Source organism: Burkholderia lata, assembly GCF_902499025.1.
GTDB classification, from domain to species: Bacteria; Pseudomonadota; Gammaproteobacteria; order Burkholderiales; family Burkholderiaceae; genus Burkholderia; species Burkholderia lata_C.
The window spans coordinates 38,386-60,088 of record NZ_CABVPW010000016.1; the positions used below are offsets into that span (position 1 = coordinate 38,386).

General features: G+C 68.7%; 20 protein-coding genes. 15 read left to right on the top strand and 5 right to left on the bottom strand.

The genetic code is table 11. The features are described from left to right. The first annotated feature begins 22 nt into the window (after positions 1–22). From BDI24065_RS17700 to infA, 13 genes are all read left to right on the top strand, one after another. Positions 23–1,090, top strand: a complete 1,068-nt coding sequence (locus BDI24065_RS17700) for an acyl-CoA dehydrogenase family protein (RefSeq protein WP_175032367.1) — start codon at positions 23–25, stop codon at positions 1,088–1,090. Continuing rightward, the gene (locus BDI24065_RS17705) at positions 1,090–2,241 is read left to right on the top strand and encodes an acetyl-CoA C-acetyltransferase (protein ID WP_175032368.1); all 1,152 of its coding nucleotides are present in this window, start codon (positions 1,090–1,092) and stop codon (positions 2,239–2,241) included. Before BDI24065_RS17700 ends, BDI24065_RS17705 begins: the two co-directional genes overlap by 1 nt. Before the next feature lie 34 nt (positions 2,242–2,275). After that, positions 2,276–3,154, top strand: coding sequence for an SDR family oxidoreductase (locus tag BDI24065_RS17710; RefSeq protein ID WP_175032369.1), 879 nt, complete (start codon positions 2,276–2,278; stop codon positions 3,152–3,154). A 3-nt stretch (positions 3,155–3,157) separates the two neighbouring features. After that, on the top strand, positions 3,158–4,396 hold the full coding sequence (locus BDI24065_RS17715) for an acyl-CoA dehydrogenase family protein (protein ID WP_175032370.1): 1,239 nt from the start codon (positions 3,158–3,160) through the stop codon (positions 4,394–4,396). After that, complete coding sequence (locus BDI24065_RS17720) at positions 4,393–5,595, top strand: acyl-CoA dehydrogenase family protein (protein WP_175032371.1); 1,203 nt, start codon at positions 4,393–4,395, stop codon at positions 5,593–5,595. The genes BDI24065_RS17715 and BDI24065_RS17720 overlap by 4 nt, the downstream gene beginning before the upstream one ends. Further along, on the top strand, positions 5,592–6,392 hold the full coding sequence (locus tag BDI24065_RS17725) for an SDR family oxidoreductase (RefSeq protein ID WP_059697333.1): 801 nt from the start codon (positions 5,592–5,594) through the stop codon (positions 6,390–6,392). The genes BDI24065_RS17720 and BDI24065_RS17725 overlap by 4 nt, the downstream gene beginning before the upstream one ends. Then, entirely contained in the window at positions 6,392–6,877 is a 486-nt protein-coding gene (locus tag BDI24065_RS17730; protein ID WP_175032479.1) for a MaoC family dehydratase, read from the top strand. The genes BDI24065_RS17725 and BDI24065_RS17730 overlap by 1 nt, the downstream gene beginning before the upstream one ends. A gap of 11 nt (positions 6,878–6,888) precedes the next feature. Continuing rightward, positions 6,889–8,094, top strand: coding sequence for an acetyl-CoA C-acyltransferase (locus BDI24065_RS17735; protein WP_175032372.1), 1,206 nt, complete (start codon positions 6,889–6,891; stop codon positions 8,092–8,094). Positions 8,095–8,244: 150 nt separating this feature from the next. Beyond that, a complete protein-coding gene (locus tag BDI24065_RS17740; protein ID WP_175032373.1) occupies positions 8,245–9,216 on the top strand; it encodes a WD40/YVTN/BNR-like repeat-containing protein in 972 nt (323 codons plus the stop codon). Positions 9,217–9,271: 55 nt separating this feature from the next. After that, positions 9,272–11,734: an efflux RND transporter permease subunit gene (locus BDI24065_RS17745; protein ID WP_175032374.1), complete on the top strand. Its 2,463-nt coding sequence runs from the start codon at positions 9,272–9,274 to the stop codon at positions 11,732–11,734. A gap of 68 nt (positions 11,735–11,802) precedes the next feature. Continuing rightward, positions 11,803–12,882, top strand: coding sequence for a Rieske 2Fe-2S domain-containing protein (locus BDI24065_RS17750; protein WP_175032375.1), 1,080 nt, complete (start codon positions 11,803–11,805; stop codon positions 12,880–12,882). 288 nt (positions 12,883–13,170) lie between these two features. Next, positions 13,171–13,374 carry a cold-shock protein gene (locus BDI24065_RS17755; RefSeq protein WP_006483056.1) on the top strand — a complete coding sequence of 68 codons (204 nt, stop codon included), beginning with the start codon at positions 13,171–13,173 and terminating at the stop codon, positions 13,372–13,374. A gap of 469 nt (positions 13,375–13,843) precedes the next feature. Continuing rightward, positions 13,844–14,107, top strand: coding sequence for a translation initiation factor IF-1 (infA, locus tag BDI24065_RS17760; protein WP_011355053.1), 264 nt, complete (start codon positions 13,844–13,846; stop codon positions 14,105–14,107). A 177-nt stretch (positions 14,108–14,284) separates the two neighbouring features. On the opposite strand, the gene BDI24065_RS17765 is transcribed toward infA, so the two are convergent. Beyond that, positions 14,285–15,082, bottom strand: a complete 798-nt coding sequence (locus BDI24065_RS17765; protein ID WP_175032376.1) for an alpha/beta fold hydrolase — start codon at positions 15,080–15,082, stop codon at positions 14,285–14,287. A gap of 469 nt (positions 15,083–15,551) precedes the next feature. On the opposite strand from BDI24065_RS17765, the gene BDI24065_RS17775 reads away from it, so the two are divergent. Further along, positions 15,552–16,799, top strand: coding sequence for an alkaline phosphatase family protein (locus BDI24065_RS17775; protein ID WP_175032377.1), 1,248 nt, complete (start codon positions 15,552–15,554; stop codon positions 16,797–16,799). Next, on the top strand, positions 16,796–17,044 hold the full coding sequence (locus BDI24065_RS17780; RefSeq protein WP_175032378.1) for a hypothetical protein: 249 nt from the start codon (positions 16,796–16,798) through the stop codon (positions 17,042–17,044). The genes BDI24065_RS17775 and BDI24065_RS17780 overlap by 4 nt, the downstream gene beginning before the upstream one ends. A 43-nt stretch (positions 17,045–17,087) precedes the next feature. Here the strand turns inward: BDI24065_RS17780 and BDI24065_RS17785 are convergent, their stop codons facing one another. The 4 genes from BDI24065_RS17785 to dmpE form a co-directional block, all read right to left on the bottom strand. Then, on the bottom strand, positions 17,088–18,419 hold the full coding sequence (locus BDI24065_RS17785; RefSeq protein WP_254609787.1) for an MFS transporter: 1,332 nt from the start codon (positions 18,417–18,419) through the stop codon (positions 17,088–17,090). Between the two features lie 453 nt (positions 18,420–18,872). After that, positions 18,873–19,904, bottom strand: a complete 1,032-nt coding sequence (gene dmpG / locus BDI24065_RS17790; RefSeq protein ID WP_175032380.1) for a 4-hydroxy-2-oxovalerate aldolase — start codon at positions 19,902–19,904, stop codon at positions 18,873–18,875. 16 nt (positions 19,905–19,920) lie between these two features. Further along, entirely contained in the window at positions 19,921–20,820 is a 900-nt protein-coding gene (locus BDI24065_RS17795; RefSeq protein ID WP_046547936.1) for an acetaldehyde dehydrogenase (acetylating), read from the bottom strand. A gap of 13 nt (positions 20,821–20,833) precedes the next feature. Further along, positions 20,834–21,616, bottom strand: coding sequence for a 2-oxopent-4-enoate hydratase (gene dmpE, locus BDI24065_RS17800; protein ID WP_174915519.1), 783 nt, complete (start codon positions 21,614–21,616; stop codon positions 20,834–20,836). Positions 21,617–21,703: the final 87 nt, after the last annotated feature.

Consider the following 21,703-nt stretch of genomic DNA (forward strand, 5'->3'; position numbering starts at 1 on the left):
ACTCTTACAGAACGGACATCGTATGGATTTCGTATTCGATGAAGACCAGGAAGCGCTCGCGGACAGCGTGAAGCGCCTGCTGATGACCGAGATGACGCCCGAGCTGATCCGCGAGCTGTGGGCCACGCCGACCGGGCGGTCGGACGACCTGTGGGCGTTGTTCGCGTCGCAGGGGCTGACCGCCGTGTCGGTGCCCGAGGCGTACGGCGGCCTCGGCCTGACCGAAGCGGAATGGGCGCTGCTCGCGCAGACCTACGGTTATTTCGGCAGCCCCGAGCCGCTGCTCGACACGGCGCTCGTATCGGCCGGCGTGCTCGCGCGGCTGCCGGCGAGCGACTGGCGCGACGCGCTGCTGCGCGACATCGCCGAAGGGCGTGCGCGCGTCGCGCTCGTGCATCCGGTGAATCCGTATGCGGCCGACGTGCACGTCGCGCAGGCGCTGCTGTGCGAGCACCGCGGCGAGCTGCACCGCGTCGACCCCGCGCAGTGCGCGTGGCGCGCGGTCGACAGCGTCGACCCGTCGCGGCGGCTGTTCACGCTCGACTGGGAGCCGTCGGCGGCCACCCGCATCGCGAGCGCCGACGAGGCCGCGCCGCTGCTGAACCGCGCGCTCGACCACGGCGCATTCGCGGTCGCCGCGCAGCTGCTCGGCCTCACGCAGCGCGTGCTCGACGTCGCGATCGACTACAGCGCGCAGCGCAAGCAGTTCGGCAAGGCGATCGGCTCGTACCAGGCGCTCAAGCATCTGCTCGCGGATGTCGCGATCCGTTACGAGTTCGCGCGGCCGGTGGTCGCGCGCGCCGCGCAGGCCATCGCCGACGATCACCCGCAGCGCGAGGTGTTCGTGTCGCACGCGAAGCTCGCGGCAACGTCGGCCGCACAACTGGCCGCGCGCCACTCGATGCAGGTGCACGGCGCGATCGGCTACACGTGGGAGCTCGACCTGCAGATCTTCATGAAACGCATCTGGGCGCTTTCCGGCAGCTGGGGCGACAGCGCGTTCCACAAGGCCCGCGTGGCCGATGCGATCCTCGGCGACGCATTGCCGATCGGCCCCGCGCAGACCTTCGACCTCGAGGAATTGAACTGATGAAACAAGCCTATATCGTCGACGCGCTGCGTACACCGACCGGCCGCCGCAAGGGCGGGCTCGCGCACATGCACGCGGCGGATCTCGGCGGCTTCGTGCTGAAGACGCTGGTCGAACGCAACGCGATTCCGGCCGATGAGTACGACGACGTGGTGTTCGGCTGCGTCGATACGATCGGCCCGCTCGCGGGCAACATCGCGCGCACCTGCTGGCTCGCGGCCGGGCTGCCGCTGCAGGTACCGGGCGTGACGGTCGACCGCCAGTGCGGCTCGTCGCAACAGGCCGTCCACTTTGCCGCACAGGCCGTGATGAGCGGCGTGCAGGACGTGGTGGTGGCCGGCGGCGTGCAGACGATGACGCAGATCCCGATCTCGTCCGCGATGACCTGCGCGGCGCCGCTCGGTTTCAACGATCCGTTCTCGGGCAGCACCGGCTGGCGTGCGCGCTTCGGCGACGCACCGGTGTCGCAGTTCGTCGCCGCGCAGCGGATCGCCGATCACTGGAATCTGTCCCGCGATGCGATGGAGCGTTATGCGCTCGAAAGTCATCGCCGTGCGGTCGCGGCGATAGAGGCCGGCCATTTCAAGCGGGAAATCGTGCCGCTCGAAGGCGTGCTGCACGACGAGACGCCGCGCCCCGATACGTCGCTGGAAAAGATGGCGACGCTCGAACCGCTGACGCCGGGCGGCTCGCTGACGGCCGCCGTCGCGAGCCAGACCTGCGATGCGGCCGCCGCGCTGCTGATCGTGTCGGAGGAGGCGTTGAAGCGCTACGGCCTCACGCCGCGTGCACGCATCCATCACCTGAGTGTGCTGGGCGACGATCCGTTGTGGATGCTGACCGCGCCGATTCCCGCGACCAAGGCCGCACTCGAGAAGGCCGGCCTCGACTGGTCGCAGATCGACGTCGTCGAGATGAACGAGGCATTCGCATCGGTCGCGCAGGCATGGCTGGCCGACACGCGTTTCCCGCACGAAAAGACCAACCCGAACGGCGGCGGAATCGCGCTCGGCCATCCACTCGGCGCGACCGGTGCACGGCTGATGACGACGCTGCTGCACGAGCTGGAACGCACGGGCGGCCGCTACGGGCTGCAGACGATGTGCGAAGGCGGCGGCCTCGCGAACGTCACGATCATCGAGCGCCTGTAAGCGCGCCATCTTTCACGATCCACGAGGCATGAGCATGGGAATCTGTAACGGACGCACCGTCATCATCACCGGCGCGGGCGGCGGGCTCGGGCGCGAATACGCGCTGGCGTTCGCGGCTGAAGGCGCGGCGGTCGTCGTCAACGACATCCGGCACGAAGCGGCACAGGCTGTGTGCGACGAGATCACGCAACGCGGTGGCCGGGCGCTTGCGAATGCGGACGACATCACGCAGGTCGACACCGCGCAGCGGATCGTCGACGCGGCGCGCGAAGCATTCGGCGACGTGCATGTGCTCGTCAACAATGCGGGCATCTGCCGCGACAAGATGTTCACGAGCATGACCGAAGCCGACTGGGACGATGTGATGCGCGTGCACCTGCGCGGCCACTTCTGCCTGTCGAGCGTGCTGGCGCGCGTGTGGCGCGACGCGGCGAAGACCGGCCACGCAGTCGACGCGCGGATCGTCAACACGAGTTCGGGCGCCGGGCTGCAAGGCTCGATCGGCCAGTCGAACTACGGCGCGGCTAAGGCCGGGATCGCCGCGCTCACGCTGATGCAGGCGGCCGAGCTGCAGCGCTACGGCGTGCGCGTGAACGCGCTGGCGCCGGCCGCGCGCACGTCGATGACCGAAGGCGTGTTCGCCGACATGATGAAGAAACCCGAAGACGGCGGCTTCGACTATTTCGATCCGGCCAACGTCGCGCCGCTGGTCGTGTGGCTCGGCAGCGCGCTGTCGGCCGACGTGACGGGCCAGGTGTTCGAGGTCGCGGGCGGGATGATCGCGGTCGCGGAAGGCTGGCGCACGGGCCCGAGCGTCGATCGCGGCGCGCGCTGGGCGGCGGCCGAGGTCGGCCCGGCGGTCGCGCAGCTGCTCGCCGGTGCGCGACCCGCGCAGCGCGTGTACGGGAGCTGAGCCATGGACCTGGCGCTCACCGACGAACAGGCGATGATCCGCGACGCGGCGGCCGACGTGCTCGCCGAACGCAGCGCATCGGCCGACGTGCGCCGCGCGCTCGAGCAGTCCGGCGGCCGTGACGATGCGTTGTGGGCCGCGCTGGCGGGCGAGCTTGGCTGGAATGCGCTTGCGTTGCCCGAGGCGGCCGGGGGGCTGGGGCTCGGCGCGGTCGAGCAGACCGTGCTGATGGAACAGCTCGGCCGGCGCGTCGCGTGCGTGCCGTATTTTTCGACGGCGTGTCTCGCGGCGACCGCGCTGGCGGGCTGCGCCGGCACGCCGCTGGCAAACGGCTGGCTCGGGAAGATCGCAGAAGGCGCGTGCAGCGCGACGCTGGCGCTGCCGTTCGATCTGCCGGCCGGTGCGCGGCAACTGCCGGTCGTCGCGGAAGAAACGGCGGGCGGCTATGCGCTGTCCGGCACGCTCGAACAGGTGATCGACGGCGCGCGTGCCGACCTGCTGCTGGTGCCCGCGCGGATCGCGAACGAAGGGCAGTCGATCGGGCTGTTCGCAATCGACGTCACAACGGCATCGGGGCTCACGGTCACGCCGCTCGACACGCTCGACGCTACACGGCCGATCGCGCGCGTAGTGCTCGATGAAGCTCGCGTGAGCCGCGACGCACTGCTTGCTGGCGGCACTGCGGTTGCACAGGGGCTGGAACGCACCGCCTGGTTCGCAGCACTCGCGCTGGCCGCCGAACAGCTCGGCGGCGCCCAGCAATGCCTCGACCTGACGCTCGACTACACGAGCCAGCGCGTGCAGTTCGGCCGCGCGATCGCGTCGTTCCAGGCCGTCAAGCACCGCTGCGCACAGATGATGGTGCTGATCGAATCGGCGCGCTCGGCGGTGCTCGGCGCTGCGCATGCGTGGGACGCGGAAGCCGGCGGCTTGCTGCCGAGCGACGCATTGCGCGCCGACATCGCTGCCGCGAAATCCGCCGCGAACGACGCGTATGCGTTTTGCGCACAGGAAGCGATCCAGCTGCACGGCGGCGTCGGCTTTACGTGGGAATACGACCCGCATCTCTATTTCAAGCGTGCACAGGCGTCGGGTGCGCAGTTCGGCAGCACGCCGCAACTGCTCGAATGGATCGCGTCCCATGCGATCGACGGCGGCGCATCGCATCGCGACGACGCTTTCGCATCACCCGCTGCGGTGATATCTCGTCCATCGGCCGCACGCGCAGGAGCCCTTCAATGAACAGCGAAACGCGCGAACAGCAATTGCGGCACGAAGTGGCCGACTGGGTGCAATCGCACCTGACTGGCGACTTCGCTTGCCTGAAATACCGCGGCGGCCCCGGCGACGAGGAAGCGTGGCCCGAGCTGCGCAAGGCATGGGAGCAGGAGCTGGCGAAGGGCGGCTGGACCGGGCTCGGCTGGCCGACGGATGTCGCCGGGCGCGGCTTCTCGGTCGCCGAGCAGGTGATCTTCCACGAGGAATATGCGCGTGCCGGCGGCCCCGGGCGGATGGGTCACATCGGCGAAGGGTTGCTGGGGCCGACGCTCGTCGCGTGCGGCACCGACGACCAGCGCGCGCGCTTCCTGCCGGGCATCCTGGCCGGCACGCAGTTCTGGTGCCAGGGCTACTCGGAGCCCGGCGCGGGTTCCGACCTGGCCAACGTGCGCACGCGCGCCGAACAGGATGCGGACGGCACGTGGCGCGTCTATGGCCAGAAGGTCTGGACGTCGCTTGCGCACGATTCCGACTGGATCTTCGTGCTCGCTCGCACCGATCCCGCGTCGAAGGGCAACAAGGGGCTGTCGTTCCTGCTGATGCCGCTCGACCAGCCGGGCATCGAGATCCGGCCGATCACGCAGCTCAACGGCGGCGCGGAATTCAACGAAGTGTTCTTCGACGGCGCGCGCGCGGAAGCCCGCGACCTCGTCGGCGCACCCGGCGACGGCTGGCGGATCGCGATGACGCTGCTCGGCTTCGAGCGCGGGATGTCGACGCTCGGTCAGCAGATGCAGTTCGTCCGGGAACTGGAATGGGTGATCGACGCCGCGCGCGAATCGGGCGCGGACCGCGACCCCGTGCTGCGCCAGCGGATCGGCCGCGCGTGGGCCGGGCTGCGCGTGATGCGCTACAACGCGCTGCGGATGCTGTCCGGCGCGGACGACGCCGATGGCGGGGCCGGCGCGCCGCTGCGCCGCGAGGCGCTGATCTACAAGTACTTCTGGTCGAACTGGCACCGCGACCTCGGCCAGCTCGCGATGGATGCCCTCGGCCCGCGCGCGAACGTGATCGATCCGGCCGACGAAAAGCTTACCCATCTGCAGCGCGTATTCCTGTTCTCCCGTGCGGACACGATCTACGCGGGCACCAACGAAATCCAGCTCAACATCATGGCCGAGCGCGGGCTCGGCATGCCCAGGGAAGCAAGAGGAACAGCATGACCGAACCCCAGATCCAGAAAGCGCCGGCCTACGTGCCGGGCCACCAGCTGCTCGCCGGCAAATCGGTGCTGATCACGGCTGCCGCCGGTGCCGGCATCGGCTTCGCGGCCGCGCGCCGTTGCGCGGAAGAAGGCTGCCGCGCGCTGTTCATCTCCGACATCCACGAAAAGCGCCTCGAACAGGCGGTCGAGACGTTGCGCGCCGAAACGGGGCTGCAGCAGGTCTACGGCCGCCTGTGCAACGTCGCGGTCGAGGCCGACGTGCAGGCGCTCGTCGCGGACGCACAGGACAAGCTCGACGGCGTCGACGTGCTGATCAACAACGCCGGGCTCGGCGGCTCGACCCGCATCGTCGATATGGACGATGCCGAATGGTCGCGCGTGATCGACATTAGCCTGACCGGGACGTTCCGGATGACGCGCGCGATGCTGCCGCACATGCAGGCCCGAGGCCGCGGCGCGATCGTCAACAACGCATCGGTGCTCGGCTGGCGCGCGCAGGCGGAACAGGCGCACTACGCGGCAGCGAAGGCCGGCGTGATGGCGCTCACGCGCTGCGCGGCGCTCGAGGCGTCGCCGTACGGAGTGCGCATCAACGCGGTCGCACCGAGTATCGCGATGCACGATTTTCTGAAGAAGTCGGCCCCGGCCGACTTGCTGAATCAACTGGCGTCGCGCGAAGCCTTCGGGCGCGCCGCCGAAGTCTGGGAGGTCGCGAACGTGATGGTGTTCCTTGCAAGCGATTACGCGTCGTACATGACCGGCGAAGTGCTGTCGGTCAGCAGCCAGCACGCATGATGAGCACGACCCTCGACCCCGTGCGCGCGACGCCCCGCGTGTTCGCGCATCCCGGCGAACTTGCGGCGGCCGTCGGCGACACGCTCGGCGCGAGCGCGTGGCTCGCGATCGACCAGATCCGCATCGACGGCTTCGCCGATGCGACGGGCGACCACCAGTGGGTGCACGTCGACCCGCTGCGCGCGAAGGACGGCCCGTTCGGTGCGTGCATCGCGCATGGGTACCTGACCTTGTCGCTCGTGAATTACTTCCTGCCGCAGATCGTGCGGATCGACGGCGCGCGGCTCGGCGTCAACTACGGCTGCGACAAGATCCGCTTCCCCGCACCGGTGAAGGTCGGCGCGCGCGTGCGCGGTGTCGGCGAGCTGTTGCGCGTCGAGCCGCTCGACGGCGGTGTGCAGGCATGGATTCGCGTGACCGTCGAGATCGAAAGCGAAGCGAAGCCCGGTTGTGTGGCCGACACGATCAGCCGTTACTACTTCTAGAGAGCAGAGACATGGAAGACGCAGTCATCGTTTCCGTCGCACGCACGCCGATCGGCAAGGCGTTTCGCGGCATGTTCAACGACACCGAGGCGCCCGCGCTGGGCGGCCACGTCGTGCGCACCGCACTCGAACGCGCGGGCGTCGCGCCGGCCGATGTCGACGACGTGCTGATCGGCTGCGCCGCGCAGCAGGGCACGCAGGGCTACAACATCGGCCGCCTGTCGGCCGCGGCGGCCGGGCTGCCGGCATCGGTGCCCGGCATGGCGATCGACCGCATGTGCTCGTCGGGCCTGATGTCGATCGCGAGCGCCGCGCGCAGCATCGGCGCGGGCGATGCGCGGATCGTCGTCGCGGGCGGCGTCGAGTCGATCTCGCTCACGCAGAACAAGCACAAGAACGCGTATCGCGCGCGCTCGCAGGCCGTGCTCGACCACCAGCCGGCCGCGTACATGGCGATGATGGAAACGGCCGAGATCGTGTCGCGCCGCTACGGGATCTCGCGCGCCGCACAGGATGAATTCGCGCTGCAGAGCCACCAGCGCACGGCCGACGCCCAGGCGGCCGGCCGCTTCGACGCGGAAATCGCGCTGCTCGACGTGCGGCGCGCGCTGTTCGACAAGGAAGGCAACCCGGCCGGTCACGAGGACGTGAACGCCGCGCGTGACGAAGGCGTGCGCGCCGGCACGACGGCCGAGCGGCTCGCGGGGCTGAAGCCGTCGTGGAGCGGCGGCAAGGTCGTCGAGCAGGGCGAGTTCGTGACGGCCGGCAATGCGTCGCAACTGTCGGACGGCGCGGCGGCCGTGGTCGTGATGTCGCGCAGCGAGGCGGTGCGCCGCGGGCTGACGCCGCTCGGCGCGTTCCGCGGCCTCGCGGTGGCCGGCTGCGAGCCGGACGAGATGGGCATCGGCCCGGTGTTCGCGATTCCGAAGCTGCTGGCGCGCTTCGGCATGACGGTCGGCGACATCGGGCTGTGGGAGCTGAACGAGGCGTTCGCGTGCCAGGCGCTGTACTGCCGCGACACGCTCGGCATTCCCGACGATCGGCTGAACGTCGATGGCGGCGCGATCGCGCTCGGCCATCCGTTCGGGATGTCGGGCACGCGGATGACGATGCACGCGCTGCTCGAAGGCGCGCGGCGCGGCGTGCGGCACGCGGTCGTGACGATGTGCATCGGCGGCGGGATGGGTGCCGCCGCGCTGTTCGAAGTCGGCGCGTAGCGGCACGCGGACGGGCCGCGCCGCACGGGCGGCCCGCCATTCAGGACCATTCGAGGCCGCGGCAACGACCGACGGCCCGGAGACTTGCAGGCGACGGCGGTGGGCGCCATGGCGCGCACCGTCGTCGCATGCAGACACAGGAGACAAGCGATGAAACGAACTTTGCCCGGACTCGCGATGTCGGCGCTCGTGCTCGGCGCCGCGCTGTTCGCGTTTTCGCCGCGGCCGCTGCCGGCGTTTCCGGTCACCGCGATCCACGCGGACCGGCTGCAGGTCAACGGGCTCGCCCGGGCCGGCGCGCGCATCGTCGCGGTCGGCGAACGCGGCGTGATCCTGCTGAGCGATGACGCGGGCGCTCACTGGCGGCCGGCATCGGTGACGCCCGACCAGGGCTCGACGCTCACGCAGGTGCGCTTCATCACGCCGACGCTCGGGATCGCGGTCGGCCACGACGGCCGGATCGTGCGCAGCGACGACGCCGGCGTGCACTGGCGCGAAGTGCACATGGACCACGAACATTCCGATCCGCTGCTGTCCGTGTGGGGCACGGCGGACGGCCCGCTGTTCGCGGCCGGCAGCTTCGGCCAGTTGCTGCGTTCGGACGACGCGGGCGTCAACTGGCAGACCGTGAAGACGCCGGCGGGCGACCGTCACCTGAATGCGATCGTCGGCGACGGCCACGGCAACCTGCTGATCGCGGGCGAGAGCGGCACGCTGCTGCGCTCGACCGACAACGGCGCGACGTGGGACAAGCTGCCGTCGCCGTATGCCGGCTCGCTGTTCGGCGCGCTGATGCTCGCGAACGGTGACTGGGTCGCGTACGGGATGCGCGGCAACGTGGTGCGCAGCACCGATCGCGGCGCGACCTGGACGCATGTCGACAGCCACGTGCCGGTGTCGTACTTCGGCGCGACCCAGCTCGCCGACGGCGAGCTCGTGCTGGTCGGCCAGGGCGGCGCGATCGTCGCGTCGCGCGACGGCGGGCTGACCTTCGACGTGCGCAAGCTCGGCGGCGTGCAAAGCCTCGCGGCCGTGCTCGACATGGGCCACGGCGCGCTGCTGCTCGGCGGCGAGGCCGGCGTCGCGCCGCTCGCCGGCGCGGTGGCGTCGACACCGTCCTGACGCGCGGCCGTCCTGCTGCCTGCTCCCGTTCGTTACGCATCGACAAGAGAATTCCATGAACGACCTGTCACGTCCCCCTGAAGCCGTTCCCGCGTCGCGCCTCGCCGCGTTCGTCGAGCGCTGCGCCGACACGATCATCCGCCAGCGCAAGCTGCTGATGCTGCTGTGCGTCGCGGTGACGCTCGCGCTCGGGCTGTCCGCGACGCGCCTGAAGCTCGATCCGGGCTTCAACAAGATGATCCCGATGCAGCACCCGTACATGCAGGTGTTCGAGCGCTATGCGGGCGCGTTCCCCGGCGCGAACACGATCCTCGTGAGCCTGCGCTGGAAGGGCGACGGCGACATCTACAACCAGACGTTCATGGACGCGCTGCGCCATGCGACCGACGACGTGTTCTTCATTCCCGGCGTGAACCGCTCGCGCGTGTTCTCGCTGTTCACGCCGAACGTCCACTACACCGAGGTGACGGAAGCCGGCTTTCGCGGCGACGTGGTCGTACCGGGCCAGTTCTCGAGCGCGAACCCGGACGATCTCGCGAAGGTGCGCCGCAACGTCGCGCGTTCCGGGCAGATCGGCCGCCTCGTCGGCAACGACCTGAAGTCGGCGCTGATCCGTGCGGAGCTGCGCGAGACCGACCCGGCCACCGGCAAGCGGCTCGACTACAGCGCGGTCGCGCGCCAGCTGGAGGACATCCGCGCGAAGTACGCGAAGCAGGGCATCGACGTGAACATCATCGGCTTCGCGAAGCTGGTGGGCGACGTCGAGAACGGCATCGCGGGCGTGATGGCGTTCTTCGCGCTCGCGTTCCTCGTGACGGCCGCGCTGCTGTTCGCATACACGCGTTCGTTGAAGACCACCGTGCTGGCGCTCGTCGTCGCGCTGCTGCCGGTCGTGTGGCTGCTCGGCGCGCTGCCGCTGCTCGGCCTCGGCATCGACCCGATGTCGATCCTCGTGCCGTTCCTGATCTTCTCGATCGGCGTGTCGCACGCGGTGCAGATGACGAACGCGTGGAAGCAGGCGCTGGTGCGCGGCGCGTCGTCGGTCGATGCCGCGCGCGACGCGTTCCGCAAGCTGTTCGTGCCGGGCACGGTCGCGTTGCTGACCAACGCGCTCGGCTTCATGGTGATCATGCGGATCAGGATCGACATCGTGCGCGAGCTCGGCATCACCGCGTGCCTCGGCGTGCTGCTGATGATCGTGACGAACAAGGTGTTCCTGCCGATCCTGCTGTCGTACACGCGCCTCGAACGCGGCACGCTGGCGCGTGCGCAGCGCACGGCGGCGGCCGGCGGCAGCGGGAAGTGGTCGCGTTTCGCGGTGTTCGCACGGCCTGTGCCCGCGCTTGGCGTGTTCGCGGTGGCGCTCGCGCTGCTCGCGTACGGCACGCTCGAATCGCGCAAGCTGGAGATCGGCGACATCGGCACCGGCGCGCCGGAGCTGCGCGTGAACTCGCGCTACAACATCGACAACGCGGCGATCACGCACCAGTACAACATCGGCGTGGACGTGCTGTCGGTGATCGTCGAGACAACCGGCTTCGACGACGCGTGCCTGCATTACCCGGTGATGAGCGCGATCGAGAAGTTCGAGATGAACATGCGCGGCGTGGCCGGCGTGCAGTCGGTGACGAGCGTGTCGTCGCAGGGCAAGGTGTTCATCGCCGCGTTCAACGAGGGCAACCCGCGCTGGGCCGCGCTGCCGCGCTCCAGCGACGGGCTCACGCAGGGTTCCAACGCGTTCGACCCCGACAACGGGATGAACACCGCGAACTGCAAGGCGATCCAGGTGCTGATCTACACGAAGAACCACGAAGGCACGACCATTGCGCACATCGTCGACGAGATCAAGCGCTTCGCGGCCGAAAACCCGACGCCGAACGTCGCGTTCCGGCTCGCGGGCGGCAACGTCGGCGTGATGGCCGCGACCAACGAGGCCGTCGGCGACGCGGAGATCGCGATGCTGCTGTCGATCTTCGGCGCGATCGCGCTGCTGTGCGCGGTCACGTTCCGCTCGTGGCGCGCGGTGCTGTGCATCATCGTGCCGCTCACGCTCGTGTCGATCCTGTGCAACGCGGTGATGGCGCTGCTCGGCATCGGGCTGAAGGTCGCGACGCTGCCGGTGATCACGCTCGGCGTGGGCGTGGGTGTCGACTACGGCATCTACCTGTACGAGCGCCTGCAGCACGACATCCGCCACGGCGCGACGCTGCCGGACGCCTTCGCGGATGCCATGCGCCAGCGCGGCACGGCGGCGCTGTTCACGGCCGTCACGATGTTCATCGGCGTCGGCACGTGGGCGTTCTCCGCGCTGAAGTTCCAGGTCGACATGGGCGTGCTGCTCGCGTTCATGTTCCTCGTGAACCTGTTCGGCGCGGTGTTCCTGCTGCCCGCGCTCGCCGCGTGGCTCGGCGTCGAGCGCGCCGAGCGCCGCGTGGTGCACCGGCAGCAGCCGTCGCCGGCGGCTCCGGCGCCGCTGAAGCCGTCGCCCGCGCTCGAACCCGGCAACCCGATGCGCTGACCGGCGCCCCCCATTTCCCCCGCGTGCGGCCGGCCGCCGCGCGCTCTCGACAAGAGGAGTCAACCCACATGTCCGCACGCCCTTACAAGATCGAAGCCCAGCCGCTCGCGCAGCGCTATGCGCGCGGCTGGCACTGCCTCGGGCTCGCCCGCGATTTCAAGGACGGCAAGCCGCACACGCTGAACGCGTTCGGCCGCAAGCTCGCCGCGTTCGCCGATTCGACCGGCAAGGTCAACGTCGTCGACGCCTACTGCCCGCACATGGGCGCCGACCTGAGCCTCGGCACCGTGCAGGGCGACAATCTCGTGTGCCCGTTCCACGGCTGGGCGTGGAGCGGCGAAGGGCAGTGCGCATCGATTCCGTACTGCAAGCGGATCCCGCCGAAGGCGCGCATCGGCGCATGGCCGACCTGCGAGGAAAACAACCTGCTGTTCGTGTGGAACGACCCGGAAGGCAACGCGCCGCCGCCGGAAGTCGCGATTCCGCGCCTCGATGTGTGCTTCTCCGACGAATGGTCGGACTGGGTCGTCGACAAGATGGTGATCCAGGCCAACTGCCGCGAACTGGTCGACAACATCTCGGACGTCGCGCACTTCGCGACCGTGCACCGCGCGCCGATCGACTATTTCGCGAATCTGTTCGAGGACCACAAGGCGACGCAGCTGATGGTCGGCCGCAGCGAGAAGCTCGGCGGCGATGCGCTGACCGCGCTGTCGACCTATTTCGGGCCGGCCGTGCACATCACGCAGATGACGGGGCAGAGCGGCGGGCAGCCGATCCATTCGGTGCTGCTGAACTGCCACGTGCCGATCGACATGAACAGCTTCGAGCTGCGTTACGGCGTGATCGTGAAGAAGGTGGCCGGGCTGACCGACGCGCAGAACATGGAGATCGCGAACGCGTACGTGAAGGAAGCGCAGCGCGCGTTCTACGAGGACGTCGACATCTGGCACAGCAAGACGCGGATCGACAATCCGCTGCTGTGCGAAGGCGACGGCCCGCTGTACCAGATGCGCGACTGGTATTCGCAGTTCTACCTGGACGTGGCGGACGTGCGGCCGACGAGCGTCACGCGTAAGGCATTCGAAATGCGGATTCGCGAAGGCGACGCGCCGCCTGCGCTGCATCACGTGTTCGAGCCGCAGTAAAAACGGGCAGGCCGGCCGAAAAAGGGGGAGCATCGAAATGCGCTCCGTCGGCCGGCAACGCCCGCCGCGTAAGGCGCCCGCGGCGGCGTGCTTGTGCATCGCATCAAAAAGACTTGACGAAACGCCCACTAGCGCGTAGTGTCCATGACCGAAGTGTTCAAGAAGTTCGATTGCTCATCATTGGCCGCACTCCGTGCGGCGGTCGTTGGTCTCTCCCTCTTTTGATTCTTTCTGTGCCCGTCGAGGGCGCATGTTCAATCATTCGTCATTTGTATTAAGGAAGTAATTGTGGATACCGGTACCGTCAAGTGGTTCAACGAAACCAAGGGCTTTGGTTTCATCTCCCCTGACAACGGCGGCGACGATCTGTTCGCCCATTTCTCTGAAATTCGCGGCACGGGCTTCAAGACCCTGGCCGAAGGCCAGAAGGTCAGCTTCGAAGTGAAGCGCGGCCCGAAGGGTCTGCAAGCGTCGAACATCACGCCGCAGTAAGCCGCATCGGCAACGGCCGCCACACGGTGGCCGCTGCCGGATGGATTTGCGCGCAGGGCGCCGCTTTGGCGGCAGCCGGCGCGATTCCGATGCGCACGACCGATGCATCGCGACATTCACGATGCATCGGTCGTGACGCCTCCCTCATCGCATGCGTGACCCGCGTGCGACGCAACGCCTTCGTGAAGCGCCTGTCGTTTCGCGAGCGCATCACCGCTTCAACGCATCAACCCGAGCAGACCGCCGCCATGCCGTAGCAGGCGCGGTCCCGACTTGCGCGGCGCTTCATGCGCCGCCGCCACCGACCGCCTGAACGCCGCAACGCGCCGGGCTCCGATCGCAAGACAGGCCCCTGGCCCGTCTGAACGAACCGATCCCCGGCAGCCTGCCGGCCGCCGTTCCGTTACGGGACACGGCGCCGGGCAGATCGCCGCGGCCGCGGTCAATTACCTTGTCTGGAGGAATTGGTTTGGCAAAAGAAGAACTGCTGGAACTGGACGGAATCGTCGACGAAGTGCTGCCGGACAGCAAATACCGTGTCACGCTGGAAAACGGCGTCGTGGTCGGCGCATACGCGTCGGGCCGCATGCGCAAGAACCACATCCGCATTCTCGCGGGCGATCGCGTGACGCTGGAACTGTCGGTTTATGACCTCACCAAGGGGCGCATCAACTTCCGTCACAAGGACGCGAATTCCCCGCGTCCGCCGCGAACCGGCCAGCCGCGCCGTTAAGCGGCAACGAACGGCGCGGGCACGCAGCACCGCCTCGCCGATCGAATCCCGTCCGGCCGACGAGGCCGGACGAACCGGGTGGACGACACCATCGCGTGCCGTCCACCGGTCGTCGCCGGCATCGTCATGCCGCGGCGGCCAATACCGCCTTCACCGGTCGCCGCGCGTGCGCAACGCTCAAGCGGCCGCGTCCCGCAGGAAATCCTCGACGATCATCGCGAAATACGGCGGACATTCCTGCATCGGGTAGTGCCCGCAATTCGGCATCGTCACGAGCCGCGCGTTCGGGTGCCACGCCAGGAAAGTCGCCTGCATCGCCGCTTCGTCGAGCCCCGGATCCTTGTCGCCGACAATCACCAGGAAGCGTGTGTCGAGCCCGCGGATGTCGTCGACGAAGTCCGTACCGGTCAGCATGTCGAGATACGCGAGCCGGCAATCCGGCGCCACGCGCTCGCGGTTCTGCCGCAACTTCATGTCGGCCCAGCGCGCCGACAATCCTCCCGTCACGAATCGCACGAGCCGGCGAAACGCATCGTCGTCGACGGTCGTGCTCGCGAAGAATGCGCGCGCGTCGTCGTTCAGGCGATTGCCGGCGGCCGACACCGGGCACACGGCGATCGCGCGCTTGATGCGCGACGGCGCGTCGGCGGCGAGCCGTTGGGTCGCCATCCCGGTCATCGAATGGCCGATCACGTGAAAGCGCTGCCAGCCGAGCCGATCCGCGAGCGCCAGGCAGTCGGCCGAGATCTCGTCGACGGTACAGGCGCCGGTCAGATGGATGGATTCGCCGTAGCCGCGCAGGTCGACGAACACGTACGTGAACGCGGCTTCGTCGAGATACGGCAGCAGCGCCGTGTAGTTGGTGTGGTCGCCGAGCCAGTCGTGCAGGACCATCACGCATTCGGGGCCCGTGCCATGCTGCAGGTAGCCTAGGCCGCCGTTCGGGCCGGAGGTGAGGGTGTCGATACGGTTCATTTCAAGGGGTTTCCTTTTGGTTGGAGGAACCAAAACGAAACGCCCTCCCGGCGGACCGGGAGGGCGTCTTGAAAGTGCATCGATCGTATCGGGCCGCTCGGCGAAAGTCAACGATCGGCGCACGATCCCGCTCGACCCCGCGATGGGCTGAGCGTCGCGGGCGCGGCGAACGCGGGAACGGCCGCGTATCGCGTCGGCTGCGAGAGCGCGTCGCAGTTCAGCCGCGAATACGCGCGGATGGTCGGTGCGCCGCCGCCGCGTGATGTCGTCACGCTGGAAACCGCGTCGGCCGACGGCTGAGCGCACACGCCGCAACACGGTTCGCGTGCGGCTTTACGCGCGGGCCGGCGCGGTCGTACACTCGACGGCAATCCGCAGCCCGCGCCACGGCTTTCAATGCCTTCAGCGGCTTTCAACGGGCCAACGACCGTGCCAGCAGGACTTTCGTCGCGCGACGCCAGGAGGCGCCATGAGTGCAGACGCAGCCCCCGCATCCCCGTCGGTTCAGGACCGCATCCAGCACGTGTTCGTGCTGATGCTCGAGAACCGTTCCTTCGATCATCTGTTCGCGCTGTCGGGCTATCCCGACATCGTTGCCGCATCGCCGGGTAACAGCAACGCGTACGGCGACGCGGTCTATCCGTTCGGCGGCGGCGCGCCCGACCGGATGCCGACCGATCCATGCCACGAATTCACCGACGTGCTCGAGCAGCTCTGCGGCGCGGGTGTGCCATTCGTGAAAGGGCAGGCGTATCCGCCGATCGGCAATACCGGGTTCGTGTCGAACTACGCGACCTCGCATTCCGAAGGCACGCCGCCGCAGCCGGCCGACGCAGGCAAGATCATGCAGGGCGTCGATATCGCGACGCAGGCGCCGTCGCTGTCCGCGCTCGCGAACGCGTTCGTGCTGTGCGACGCGTGGCACGCATCGATGCCGGGGCCGACCTGGCCGAACCGCTTCTTCCTGCACGGCGCGTCGTCGGCCGGGCTCGACCATTCGCCGACCAAGGAAGAAATGGCCGGGTGGGACGCGTTCGACGGCTTTCCGTACCCGAAGGGTTCGATCTTCGGCGCGCTCGGCGACGACAACTGGCGCATCTACCAGGACCAGACCGGCGACCCGCTCGGCCACGTGCCACAGGTCGCGTCGCTGAAGGGCATCAGCTTCTTCGACATCGACGACCTCGCGCATTTCGAGGCCGATCTCGCGGCCGGCTATACGGCGCGCTATACGTTCATCGAGCCCGGTTACGGCGACATCGTGCACGGCACCTACCAGAACGGCAGCTCGCAACACCCGATGGACGGCCTCGCCGGCGGCGACCAGCTCGCCGCACGCGTGTACAACGCGATCCGCAATTCGCCGGTGTGGAACAACAGCCTGCTCGTGATCTGCTACGACGAGCACGGCGGCTTTTACGATTCGGTCAGGCCGGGTGCCGCGCCGCCGCCGAACGATGGCGCGGCGGCGACGCTGAACGCGAGCGGCTTCGGGTTCGACGTGTATGGCGTGCGGGTGCCGGCGATCGTGATTTCGCCGTGGGTCGCGGCCGGGCAGGTCGATCACACGCCGTACGATCATGCGTCGGTTGCCGCGACGCTCGAGCGGCTGTTCGGCCTCGCGCCGCTGACGGATCGCGACCGCCTCGCGAACGACCTGCTGGCGCTCGTCACCCCGACGTGCCGCACTGACTGCCCGCAAAGGATCGGATCATGAGTACCACACCGGCCCCCGACCCGCGCGATGCGCTGCCCGTGCCTGACGGCACGAGCCTGATCGCGTTTCTGCACATCCTGAAGAAAGCGCATGCGGCGCTGGTCGGCCATGACAAGGCCCATCAGCGCTTCAGCGAGATCGTGACGCGCGGGCAGGCGCGGCAATACATCGAGGAACTGATGCCGTCGCTGCTGCAGGCGCGCGAAGCGCATCGGCGCAAGCGGCATGGCGGGAAGCATCATTGACGGCAAGGGCGGCGCATATCCGTCTCGCATCGACCCGGATGCGTCACGCCGCGTGCCGCGCCCGCTGCATGCTGACCGCCGACACCGCGGCGCCCGTCAACTGAACGGCCGCGCCGGCGAACATCGCCGCGCGCAAGCCGGCCGCACCGCCGTGCGCGGCCGCGAACAGCGTGCCGAGCACCGCGATGCCGAGCGTCGCGCCGGTCATGCGCGCGACATTGACGAGCGCACTCGCGGTGCCTGAGCGCGCGGCGTCGACCGCACCGACGGCGACGGTCATCAGCGGCCCCGTCGCGATCCCCATGCCGAGCCCCGTCAACCCGAGCCCGAGTTCGGCGCCGAGCAGGCTCGACGAATCGGCCGACGCGCCGATCATGGCGAGCCCGCTCGCGATGAGTCCGACACCGCCGGCCGTCGTCGCGCGCGAGCCGATGCGTTCGGACAGCGGCCCCGACCACGGCGACACGACGACGAACACGAGCGCCATCGGCAGCAGCGCGAGGCCCGCGCCGGTCGAATCGAGGCGGCCGGTGCCTTGCCAGTAGAGCGGCAGCAGGAACAGCACGCCGTACATCCCGAACGTCATGCCCGAGGTGGCCGCCATCGCGCCGCGAAACGCGCCGATCCGGAAGAGTTCGAGCGGCAAGAGCGCGGCCGCGCCGTGACGCCGTTCGATCGATATGAAAGCGGCGAGCGAAGCGATCGCGACGCAGCCCGCGAGCGCGCATGCGGCCGGCGAATCGCGGAACACGATCGCCGCATATGCAAGCGCGCCGAGTGCGAGTGCGCCCGCGACTTGCGCGCCGACATCGACATGCCGGCCGCGCGGATCGGACGACTCGGGCACCGCCGGGATCGCGAGCAGCATCGCGGCGACGCTCAGCGGCACGACGACGAAGAAGATGCTGCGCCAGCCGAAGTGGCGGATCAGCACGCCGCCGAGCGTCGGGCCGATCGCCATCGCCACGCCGTTGCACGCGGCCCAGATGCCGAGTGCGCGGCCACGCTCGACCGGGTCGCGCCACACCACGCGCACGATCGCGAGCGACGCCGGCAGCAGCAGCGCGGCGCCGACGCCGGCCAGCGCGCGGGCGGCGATCAGCACCGATACCGAAGGCGCGAGCGCGCACAGCAGCGATGCGACGGTGAAGAGGGCCGTGCCGGCGATGAAGATGCGGCGCCGGCCGTGCAGGTCGGCAAGCAGCCCGCCGGTCAGCAGCAGCACCGCGTACGTGAGGTTGTAGCTGTCGACGACCCATTGCAATGCGCCGACGCCCGCGTGGAAATAGTCGCCGATCGCACGCGTCGCGAGATTGACGACGGCTGTGTCGACCTGCGCGACGAGCACGGCGAGGCAGAGGGTCAGGAGGGCCATGCCGCGTCGTTTGACGGTGCGCTCAGCGGGTGCGGCGAGTTCTCCGGTAGGGGCCACGGGCGGTGCTCCTCGGGTGTCGGTCGATCGAGCTTAGGCGTCGTCAACTGACAGCGTGGTGTCAGCAGTCGGCGGGCCGATGCACGACGAAAGATCGCAATCCCGATGCCCGCAACCTGTTGCGACCAGACCTGACTGACGGAATACAAGCGTTCCAGTTGCGAGCACAGATCCGTGCCGATACCACAGTCGCCGAGCGTGCCGGCCGAACGAAGGTATTGCTGCGCGAGCGCTACTTTTTGCCGGGTGGTCGATATGACGCCTCGCTCGTCGACCGAAAAGCATGGGCTGAAGAACGGTGCCGGGAGATAGCCTTCGAGCGTGCCTGGCGCAACTTGAATGCAAAACGGGGCTCGCGCCCCGTTTTGCCATGCGTCCTCCGGTGGTGTCGTCAGCTCAGGCCGCCACCTCCCGCGCCCGCACCATCGTCAGCGCCGCGTCCTCGATCATGTCCTCCTGCCCGCCAACGAGCCGTTGCCGGCCCAGCTCGACGAGGATGTCGCGCGCGGGAATCCCGTACTTCGCTTCCGCGCGCTTCGCGAACAGCAGGAACGACGAGTAGACGCCCGCATAGCCGAGCGTCAGCGCGTCGCGGTCGAGGCGGATCGGCGCGTCCATGATCGGCACCACGAGATCCTCGGCGACGTCCGAGATCGCGAATACGTCGACCCCTGTCTCGATCCCCATCCGGTCGCACACCGCGACGAACACTTCCATCGGCGTGTTGCCCGCACCGGCGCCGAGGCCCGCCGCGGCCGCATCGATCCGGTTCGCGCCGGCGGCAACGGCCGCGACCGAATTCGCGACACCCATCGCGAGGTTGTGATGGCCGTGGAAGCCGAGTTCCGTCTCCGGCTTCAGCGCGTCGCGTACCTGGCCGATGCGCGCGGTCACGTCGTCGGGCAGCATGTGGCCAGCCGAATCGGTGATGTAGATGCAGTTCGCGCCGTACGATTCCATCAGCTTCGCCTGCACGACGAGCTGCTCCGGCGACGACATGTGCGCCATCATCAGGAAGCCGACCGTATCGAGCCCGAGCGTGCGTGCGAGGCCGATGTGCTGCTCCGACACGTCGGCTTCGGTGCAGTGCGTCGCGACGCGGATCGTGCCGACGCCGAGTTCGTGCGCCATGCGCAGATGCTCGACGGTGCCGATGCCGGGCAGCAGCAGCGCCGACACCTTCGCCTGCTTCAGCTCCGGAATCACGGCGCTCAGGTACGCCTCGTCGGTATGCGCGGGGAACCCGTAGTTGACCGACGCACCGCCGAGCCCGTCGCCGTGCGTGACCTCGATCAGCGGCACGCCGGCCGCATCGAGCCCGCGCGCGATGTTGCGCATCTGGTCGAGCGTGATCTGGTGGCGCTTCGGGTGCATCCCGTCGCGCAGCGACATGTCGTGGACGGTGATCTTCTTGCCTGCAAGTGACATCGCGTGGCTCCTCAACTCAAGCGGTGGCGGCCGTCGCGGCCAGCATCTGTTCGGCGAAACGCTCGGCCGTGGCGGCCGCGGCGGCGGTCATGATGTCGAGGTTGCCCGCGTACTTCGGCAGGTAATCGCCGAGCCCTTCGACTTCCATGAAGACGGACACGCGATTGCCGTCGAACACCGGGCCGTTCTTCAGCGTGTAGCCGGGCACGTAGCGCTGCACTTCCTTGACCATCGCATGCACGGACGCGGTGATTGCGTCGACGTCGGGCGGGCCGTCGGTCAGGCAGTGGATCGTGTCGCGCATGATCAGCGGCGGCTCGGCCGGGTTGATCACGATGATCGCCTTGCCCTTGCGTGCGCCGCCGACCTGTTCGATCGCACCGGACGTCGTGCGCGTGAATTCGTCGATGTTCTTGCGTGTGCCGGGGCCGACCGAGCGCGACGACACCGTCGCGACGATCTCGCCGTACGCAACCGGCTGCACGCGTGACACCGCGTACACCATCGGGATCGTTGCCTGGCCGCCGCAGGTCACCATGTTCACGTTCGCCTGCGCACTGTCGAGATGGGCGTCGAGGTTCACCGGCGGCACGCAGTACGGCCCGATCGCGGCGGGCGTCAGGTCGATCATCTTCACGCCGAGCGCGGTGAGCTTGTCGGAGTTGTCGCGGTGTACGTACGCCGACGTCGCGTCGAACGCGATGCGGATGTCGTCGGCGGCCACGTGCGGCAGCAGCCCGTCGACCCCCTTGTCGGTGGTCTTCAGGCCGAACTCGCGCGCTCGGGCAAGGCCGTCGGACGCCGGATCGACGCCGACCATCCACACGGGTTCGAGCACCGGCGAGCGGCGCAGCTTGTAGAGCAGGTCGGTGCCGATGTTGCCGGGCCCGATCAGTGCGCATTTGATTTTCTTCATCAGCGTTCTTCCTTTAGATAAAGCGGACGTCACAGCTGCCGATGCCGGAGATATGCATCGACAGTGCGTCGCCGGCCGTGACCGGAATCAGTTTCGCGAGCGAGCCGGACAGCACGATCTCGCCGGCGAGCAGCGGCACGTCGTATGCGGCAAGCGTGTTCGCGAGCCACGCGACCGCATCGGCGGGGTGGCCGAGCGCCGCGTCGCCGCGCCCTTGCGCGACCGGCTCGCCGTTCTTGTCGATCGTCATCTCGCACGCGGCGAGATCGAGCGTGCGCGGATCGACGCGCGCATCGCCGAGCACGTACACGCCGCACGACGCGTTGTCGGCGACGGTGTCCTCGATGCGGATCGCCCAGTCGCGGATACGCGAATCGACGATCTCGAAGCAGGGCGCGACGGCGGCCGTCGCGGCGATCACGTCGGTGCGGTCGATGCCGGGGCCGCGCAGGTCGCGCGCGAGGATGAACGCAATCTCGCCCTCGGCACGTGGCGCGATCAGCGAATCGGCGGCGATCGCTTCGCCGGCCGCGTAGTGCATGCCGGACAGCAGGATGCCGAAATCGGGCTGGCGCACGTTCAGCATGTCCTGCACGGCCTGGCTCGTCACGCCGATCTTCTTGCCGACCACCGCCTCACCGTGTTCGACGCGGCGTTCGATGAAGCGCTGCTGGATGCGGTAGGCATCGTCGAGCGACAGGCGGCGCGGGCGGCTCGACAGCGGCGCGACCGGCGCGCGCGCGTGCCACGCGGCGTACAGCTCGTCGCCGAGCGTCGTATGCAGGCGGGAAGACATGAAAGGGCCCTCGAATCTCGAATGGAACAGGCCGCCGTCGCGGGCGGCGTCGGGCGCCGGAGCGGGGCTCCGGCGCGTGGGTCGCGG

Coding starts and splice junctions, on each gene's coding strand:
- BDI24065_RS17700 (WP_175032367.1), top strand. CDS start 23: ATGGATTTCGTATTCGATGAAGACCAGGAAGCGCTCGCGGACAGCGTG.
- BDI24065_RS17705 (WP_175032368.1), top strand. CDS start 1,090: ATGAAACAAGCCTATATCGTCGACGCGCTGCGTACACCGACCGGCCGC.
- BDI24065_RS17710 (WP_175032369.1), top strand. CDS start 2,276: ATGGGAATCTGTAACGGACGCACCGTCATCATCACCGGCGCGGGCGGC.
- BDI24065_RS17715 (WP_175032370.1), top strand. CDS start 3,158: ATGGACCTGGCGCTCACCGACGAACAGGCGATGATCCGCGACGCGGCG.
- BDI24065_RS17720 (WP_175032371.1), top strand. CDS start 4,393: ATGAACAGCGAAACGCGCGAACAGCAATTGCGGCACGAAGTGGCCGAC.
- BDI24065_RS17725 (WP_059697333.1), top strand. CDS start 5,592: ATGACCGAACCCCAGATCCAGAAAGCGCCGGCCTACGTGCCGGGCCAC.
- BDI24065_RS17730 (WP_175032479.1), top strand. CDS start 6,392: ATGAGCACGACCCTCGACCCCGTGCGCGCGACGCCCCGCGTGTTCGCG.
- BDI24065_RS17735 (WP_175032372.1), top strand. CDS start 6,889: ATGGAAGACGCAGTCATCGTTTCCGTCGCACGCACGCCGATCGGCAAG.
- BDI24065_RS17740 (WP_175032373.1), top strand. CDS start 8,245: ATGAAACGAACTTTGCCCGGACTCGCGATGTCGGCGCTCGTGCTCGGC.
- BDI24065_RS17745 (WP_175032374.1), top strand. CDS start 9,272: ATGAACGACCTGTCACGTCCCCCTGAAGCCGTTCCCGCGTCGCGCCTC.
- BDI24065_RS17750 (WP_175032375.1), top strand. CDS start 11,803: ATGTCCGCACGCCCTTACAAGATCGAAGCCCAGCCGCTCGCGCAGCGC.
- BDI24065_RS17765 (WP_175032376.1), bottom strand. CDS start 15,082: ATGAACCGTATCGACACCCTCACCTCCGGCCCGAACGGCGGCCTAGGC.
- BDI24065_RS17775 (WP_175032377.1), top strand. CDS start 15,552: ATGAGTGCAGACGCAGCCCCCGCATCCCCGTCGGTTCAGGACCGCATC.
- BDI24065_RS17780 (WP_175032378.1), top strand. CDS start 16,796: ATGAGTACCACACCGGCCCCCGACCCGCGCGATGCGCTGCCCGTGCCT.
- BDI24065_RS17785 (WP_254609787.1), bottom strand. CDS start 18,419: ATGGCCCTCCTGACCCTCTGCCTCGCCGTGCTCGTCGCGCAGGTCGAC.
- dmpG (WP_175032380.1), bottom strand. CDS start 19,904: ATGTCACTTGCAGGCAAGAAGATCACCGTCCACGACATGTCGCTGCGC.
- BDI24065_RS17795 (WP_046547936.1), bottom strand. CDS start 20,820: ATGAAGAAAATCAAATGCGCACTGATCGGGCCCGGCAACATCGGCACC.
- dmpE (WP_174915519.1), bottom strand. CDS start 21,616: ATGTCTTCCCGCCTGCATACGACGCTCGGCGACGAGCTGTACGCCGCG.